Source organism: Pseudomonas sp. TJI-51, assembly GCF_000190455.2.
GTDB classification, from domain to species: Bacteria; Pseudomonadota; Gammaproteobacteria; order Pseudomonadales; family Pseudomonadaceae; genus Aquipseudomonas; species Aquipseudomonas juntendi.
In genome coordinates, this window is record NZ_AEWE02000156.1 from 3,617 (window position 1) to 9,766 (window position 6,150).

At 64.2% G+C, this 6,150-nt stretch carries 6 protein-coding genes; 5 read left to right on the forward strand and 1 reads right to left on the reverse strand.

The window, feature by feature from the left end; all coding sequences use genetic code 11:
* Positions 1-426 (reverse strand): DUF533 domain-containing protein (locus G1E_RS29960; RefSeq protein ID WP_371259961.1); only part of this gene is annotated, 426 nt, incomplete at its 3' end.
* A gap of 157 nt (positions 427-583) precedes the next feature.
* On the opposite strand from G1E_RS29960, the gene ydcS reads away from it, so the two are divergent.
* The 5 genes from ydcS to G1E_RS25425 all read left to right on the forward strand — a co-directional run bounded on the left by ydcS (position 584) and on the right by G1E_RS25425 (position 6,021).
* Complete coding sequence (gene ydcS, locus G1E_RS25405; protein WP_009683462.1) at positions 584-1,735, forward strand: putative ABC transporter substrate-binding protein YdcS; 1,152 nt, start codon at positions 584-586, stop codon at positions 1,733-1,735.
* 102 nt (positions 1,736-1,837) lie between these two features.
* Positions 1,838-2,875: an ABC transporter ATP-binding protein gene (locus G1E_RS25410; RefSeq protein ID WP_009683461.1), complete on the forward strand. Its 1,038-nt coding sequence runs from the start codon at positions 1,838-1,840 to the stop codon at positions 2,873-2,875.
* Positions 2,872-3,783, forward strand: a complete 912-nt coding sequence (locus tag G1E_RS25415) for an ABC transporter permease (RefSeq protein WP_009683460.1) — start codon at positions 2,872-2,874, stop codon at positions 3,781-3,783. Before G1E_RS25410 ends, G1E_RS25415 begins: the two co-directional genes overlap by 4 nt.
* Entirely contained in the window at positions 3,773-4,579 is an 807-nt protein-coding gene (locus tag G1E_RS25420; protein WP_009683459.1) for an ABC transporter permease, read from the forward strand. The genes G1E_RS25415 and G1E_RS25420 overlap by 11 nt, the downstream gene beginning before the upstream one ends.
* A 17-nt stretch (positions 4,580-4,596) precedes the next feature.
* Positions 4,597-6,021, forward strand: coding sequence for a gamma-aminobutyraldehyde dehydrogenase (locus G1E_RS25425; protein ID WP_009683458.1), 1,425 nt, complete (start codon positions 4,597-4,599; stop codon positions 6,019-6,021).
* The last annotated feature ends 129 nt before the right edge of the window (positions 6,022-6,150 follow it).

Here is a 6,150-nt window from a genome sequence, read left to right on the forward strand (position 1 = left end):
GAACTCACCTTCGATCAGCGCCCGTTCGCGTTCGTCGATATGGCCGTCGGACTTGGCCGCAGCCACCAGCGCCCGCAACACCGCCTGGCTGTGCTGCTCGACCTGGGCCGGCGGCAAGCGGTCGACCGTCTGCGGCTCGCTGGCAGCCACCTGCTGGCGCGCCTGCCAGTTGCCGTAGGCCTTGTAGGCCAGCACCCCGAGTGCCGCGAGGCCACCATAGGTCAGGGCCTTGCCCCCATATTTGCGCGCCTTCTTGTTGCCCAGCAGCACGCCCAGTGCGCCACCGCCCAGCAAGCCACCACCGGCCCCGGACAACAGGCCGCCAAGCCCGCTGGCGCCAGCGCCGGGTTTGCCGGAAGCAGACGATTTGTTCAGCAACTCCTGGCCAGATTTGAGCAGTTGGTCCAGCAAGCCACGGGTGTTCATGTGCAAGTCTCCAGGCATGGGAAGTCGTCCGCCAGATTAAGGCCTGCCCGGTAAAGGACCATGCGCGGATTTGCTTCTGGATGTTGCATTGACTGGCAAAAAGCCAACTAGACTCGACCACTGCCGCGACCACAATCTCCAACAAGAGGGAACACCTATGCCCGTGCACAAGACCGCATTGCTCGGCGCCACCACCTGTGCCGTGCTGGCCAGTACCGGCCTGCTGGCCGCCGAACCGCCCAAGGCCCTGGGGCCTGGCGAAGGGCGCCTGGACATCGTCGCCTGGCCCGGCTACATCGAGCGCGGTGAAAGCGACAAGGCGTATGACTGGGTGACCGGCTTCGAACAGCAAACAGGCTGCAAGGTCAGCGTGAAAACCGCTGCCACCTCGGACGAAATGGTCAGCCTGATGGCCAAGGGGGGCTACGACCTGGTTACCGCCTCGGGCGATGCCTCGTTACGGCTGATCGCCGGCAAACGGGTGCAACCGATCAACACCGCCTTGATCCCCAACTGGAAAAACATCGACCCGCGCCTGCAGAACGGTGGCTGGTATGTGGTCGATAAACAGGTCTATGGCACCCCGTACCAGTGGGGGCCGAACGTGCTGCTGTACAACACCAACACGTTCAAGCAGGCACCGACCAGCTGGGGCGTGGTGTTCGTGCCGCAGGACCTGCCCGATGGCAAGCCGAACAAAGGCCGCGTACAGGCGTATGACGGGCCGATCTACATCGCGGACGCGGCGCTGTACCTGAAGTCGGCCAAGCCCGAACTGGGCATCCAGGACCCGTATGAACTGACCGAAACGCAATACCAGGCGGTGCTCGAACTGCTGCGCCAGCAGCAACCGCTGATCCATCGCTACTGGCACGACGCCACAGTGCAGATGAGCGACGTGAAAAACGAAGGCGTGGTCGCCTCCAGTTCGTGGGGCTACATGGTCAATGGCCTGAAGGCCGAGCACCAGCCCGTGGCGTCGACCATCCCCAAGGAGGGCGCTACCGGCTGGGCCGATACCACCATGCTGCACACCGATGCCAAGCACCCCAACTGCGCCTACCAATGGATGGACTGGTCGCTGCAGCCGAAGGTCCAGGGTGACGTGGCCGCCTGGTTCGGGTCGTTGCCCGCGGTGCCGGCAGCCTGCAGTGGCAGCGAGTTGCTCGGCGCCGAGGGTTGCAAGACCAACGGCTTCGACAACTTCGACAAGATCGCCTTCTGGAAAACCCCGCAGGCCCAGGGTGGCAAGTTCGTGCCCTACAGCCGCTGGACTCAAGACTACATTGCCATCATGGGTGGGCGCTGAGGGTTTCTCCGCCTGTTCCGGCCCTGTGGTGTGATCCCTGTGGGGCCGGCTTGCCGGGGACAGGGCCGATACAGGCAAGACAAGTACAACAGAGAACCGCGTATGCCCCTAGCCGTCCAGTTCACCCAGGTTTCCCGTAGCTTCGGCGAGGTCAAGGCCGTAGACCAGGTCAGCATCGACATCAGCGATGGGGAGTTCTTCTCCATGCTCGGCCCGTCCGGCTCCGGCAAGACAACCTGCCTGCGCCTGATCGCCGGCTTCGAGCAGCCAAGCAGCGGCTCGATCCGTATCCACGGCCTGGAAGCTGCCGGCGTGCCGCCCTACCAGCGTGACGTCAATACCGTGTTCCAGGACTACGCGTTGTTCCCGCACATGAACGTGCTCGACAACATCGCCTATGGCTTGAAAGTGAAAGGCGTGGCCAAGGCCGAACGCCACAGCCGTGCCGAGCAAGCCCTGGCCATGGTGGCCCTGGCCGGCTACGGCGCGCGCAAGCCGGCGCAGCTTTCGGGTGGCCAGCGCCAGCGTGTGGCCCTGGCGCGGGCACTGGTCAACCGGCCCCGTGTGCTGCTGCTGGACGAGCCGCTGGGCGCGTTGGACCTCAAGCTGCGCGAACAGATGCAGGGCGAGCTGAAGAAGCTGCAACGCCAGCTAGGCATCACCTTCATCTTCGTCACCCATGACCAGACCGAGGCGCTGTCGATGTCGGACCGGGTCGCGGTGTTCAACCGCGGCCGCATCGAACAGGTCGACACCCCGCGCAATCTTTACATGAAACCCGCCACCACCTTCGTCGCTGAATTCGTCGGCACGTCCAACGTGGTGCGTGGCGAATTGGCGAGGGCGCTCAACGGCCACCCGGCGCCGTTTTCCATCCGCCCTGAGCACATCCGCCTGGGCGACCCGGTGGTCACCAGCCACGAGGTCCAGGTCAGCGGCCTGCTGCGCGATGTGCAGTACCAGGGCAGCGCCACCCGTTACGAGTTGCAACTGGACAATGGCCAACTGTTGGCGGTAACCCAGGCCAACGACCGCTGGCAGGCACAGCCCCAGGCCTGGCAACCCGGGCAGCGGGTGCAGGCGCACTGGCCGCGCGAGGCGATGACCGTGCTGCAGGAAAGCGCTGGGCCATTGCCATGAGCGCGCTCCGAGGCCTGGCCGATGTGTTGTACCGGCGCCCCAACCTGTACCTGGCCCTACTGCTGATCCCGCCACTGACCTGGTTCGGCGCCATCTACCTGGGCTCGTTGCTGAACCTGTTGTGGCAGGGTTTCTACACCTTCGACGACTTCACCATGGCGGTCACCCCGGACCTGACCCTGGGCAACTTCGCCGCGCTGTTCAACCCGTCGAACTTCGACATCATCCTGCGGACCCTGGGCATGGCGGTGGCGGTGTCACTGGCCAGCGCGGTACTGGCGTTTCCCATCGCCTACTACATGGCGCGCTACACACGCGGCAAGACCAAGGCATTTTTCTATATCGCCGTGATGATGCCCATGTGGGCCAGCTACATCGTCAAGACCTACGCCTGGACCCTGCTGCTGGCCAAGGGTGGGGTGGCCCAGTGGTTCGTCCACCAGCTGCACCTGGACGCCCTGCTGCAAGCCGTGCTGACGGTCCCGGGCGTGGGCGGCAGCACGCTGTCGACCTCGCACCTGGGGCGCTTCATGGTGTTCGTGTACATCTGGCTGCCATTCATGATCCTGCCGATCCAGGCCTCGCTGGAGCGCTTGCCGCCGTCGCTGTTGCAGGCCTCGGCAGACCTTGGCGCACGCCCCGGGCAAACCTTCATGCAGGTGATACTGCCGCTGTCGATTCCCGGTATCGCCGCCGGCTCGATCTTCACCTTCTCGCTTACCCTCGGCGACTTCATCGTGCCGCAGCTGGTGGGCCCACCCGGCTACTTCATCGGCAGCATGGTCTATGCCCAGCAAGGGGCGATCGGCAACATGCCGATGGCGGCGGCATTTACCTTGGTGCCGATCGTGCTGATTGCGCTGTACCTGTCGATCGTCAAGCGCCTGGGGGCCTTCGATGCACTCTGAACAAGCCTCTGTAGGGTTGCGCCTGGCGGCCTGGGGCGGGCTGTTGTTTCTGCATTTCCCGATCCTGATCATCTTCCTGTACGCCTTCAACACCGAAGACGCAGCATTCAGTTTCCCGCCCACGGGGTTTACCCTGAAGTGGTTTGCCGTGGCCTTCGCCCGCACCGATGTGCTGGACGCGATCAAGCTGTCGTTGCAGGTCGCCTGCCTGGCGACCCTGATCGCCCTGGTGCTCGGCACACTGGCATCGGCCGCACTGTACCGGCGCAGCTTTTTCGGCAAAGAGGCCATATCGCTGATGCTGATCCTGCCCATCGCCCTGCCCGGCATCATCACCGGCATCGCCCTGCTCTCGGCGTTCAAGACCTTGGGCGTGGAGCCCGGGGTGTTCACCATCGTGGTCGGCCATGCCACATTCTGCGTGGTGATCGTCTACAACAATGTGATCGCCCGCCTGCGGCGCACCTCGCACAGCCTGATCGAGGCCTCCATGGACCTGGGTGCCGATGGCTGGCAGACCTTTCGCTACATCATCCTGCCCAACCTCGGCTCGGCACTGCTGGCCGGCGGTATGCTGGCCTTTGCCCTGTCGTTCGATGAGATCATTGTCACGACCTTCACCGCCGGCCACGAACGCACCCTGCCGATCTGGCTGCTCAACCAGCTCAGCCGGCCGCGCGACGTGCCGGTGACCAATGTGGTAGCCATGCTGGTGATGTTGGTGACCATGCTGCCGATCCTTGGCGCCTATTACCTGACCCGTGGCGGCGACAGCGTTGCGGGCAGTGGCAAATGACCCTGGAGGAGTACCCGATGCAAACGCAGATGCTGATCAATGGCCAACTGGTCGCCGGCCAAGGCCCGACCTGGACCGTGCTCGACCCGGCGCTGGGCACCGCCCTGGCGCAGATCAACGAAGCCAGCGAAGCCCAGGTGGACAGCGCCGTGCGTGCCGCTGACCATGCGTTCGACAGCTGGTCGCAAACCAGCCCCAAGGACCGCGCCCAGGCGTTGTTGAACCTGGCAGACGCCATTGAGGCGCATGGCGATGAACTGGCTCGGCTGGAATCGCAGAACTGCGGCAAACCCTTGAGTGCCGCGCGCAACGACGAAATTCCGGCGATTGCCGACGTGTTTCGTTTTTTCGCCGGTGCGGCGCGCTGCCTGGGCGGCTCGGCGGCAGGTGAATACCTGCCGGGTCACACGTCGATGATCCGTCGCGACCCCTTGGGCGTGGTGGCCTCGATTGCACCGTGGAACTACCCGCTGATGATGCTGGCCTGGAAGATCGCCCCGGCCCTGGCGGCCGGCAACACGGTGGTGATCAAACCCTCCGAGCTGACCCCGTTGACCGCCTTGCGCCTGGGGGAACTGGCCAAGGACCTGCTGCCGGCCGGGGTGCTCAACATTTTGTTTGGCCGTGGCCAGACGGTCGGCAACCCACTGGTTACGCACCCCAAGGTCCGCATGGTGTCGCTGACAGGCTCGATCCCCACCGGCGCCCATATCATCAGCGCCACCGCCGACAGCGTGAAGCGCATGCACATGGAGCTGGGCGGCAAGGCGCCAGTCCTGGTATTCGATGATGCCGACATCGATGCCGCGATCGAGGGTATTCGCACCTTCGGTTTCTACAACGCCGGCCAGGACTGCACGGCGGCTTGCCGCCTGTATGTGCAGGCCGGTATCTATGAGCGCTTCGTCGAGCGCCTGGGGGAAGCGGTAGCCAGCATCAAGCCCGGCCTGCAGGAGGCCGAGGGCACCGAGCTGGGGCCGCTGATCAGCGCCCAGCACCGCGACAAGGTCGCCGGCCTGGTACAGCGTGCCGTCGCCCAGCCGCACATTCGCCTGGTGACCGGTGGCAAGGCAATCGAGGGCGATGGGTACTTTTTCGAGCCGACGGTGCTGGCCGACGCCCTGCAGGATGATGAGATCGTGCGCAACGAAGTGTTCGGCCCGGTGGTGTCGGTAACCCGTTTCAGCGACGAAGCGCAGGCGCTGGAATGGGCCAACGACTCCAACTATGGCCTGGCCTCCTCGGTCTGGACCCGCGACACCGGCCGCGCCCACCGCCTGGCCGCACGCCTGCAATATGGCTGCACCTGGGTGAACACCCATTTCATGCTGGTCAGTGAAATGCCCCATGGCGGGCAGAAACACTCGGGGTATGGCAAGGACATGTCGATGTATGGGCTGGAGGACTACACCTGTGTGCGGCATGTGATGATCAAGCATTGATTATCATGCTCGGTCACGCTGGGTCCCCTCAACCGCGTTCAAGGTAGGTGCAACTGTCTTTCCCAAAATGTGAAAAGCCTGCGCGATTCATTGTGGGAGCGGGCTTGCTCGCGAAGCAGGCGACGCGGT

Coding starts and splice junctions, on each gene's coding strand:
- ydcS (WP_009683462.1), top strand. CDS start 584: ATGCCCGTGCACAAGACCGCATTGCTCGGCGCCACCACCTGTGCCGTG.
- G1E_RS25410 (WP_009683461.1), top strand. CDS start 1,838: ATGCCCCTAGCCGTCCAGTTCACCCAGGTTTCCCGTAGCTTCGGCGAG.
- G1E_RS25415 (WP_009683460.1), top strand. CDS start 2,872: ATGAGCGCGCTCCGAGGCCTGGCCGATGTGTTGTACCGGCGCCCCAAC.
- G1E_RS25420 (WP_009683459.1), top strand. CDS start 3,773: ATGCACTCTGAACAAGCCTCTGTAGGGTTGCGCCTGGCGGCCTGGGGC.
- G1E_RS25425 (WP_009683458.1), top strand. CDS start 4,597: ATGCAAACGCAGATGCTGATCAATGGCCAACTGGTCGCCGGCCAAGGC.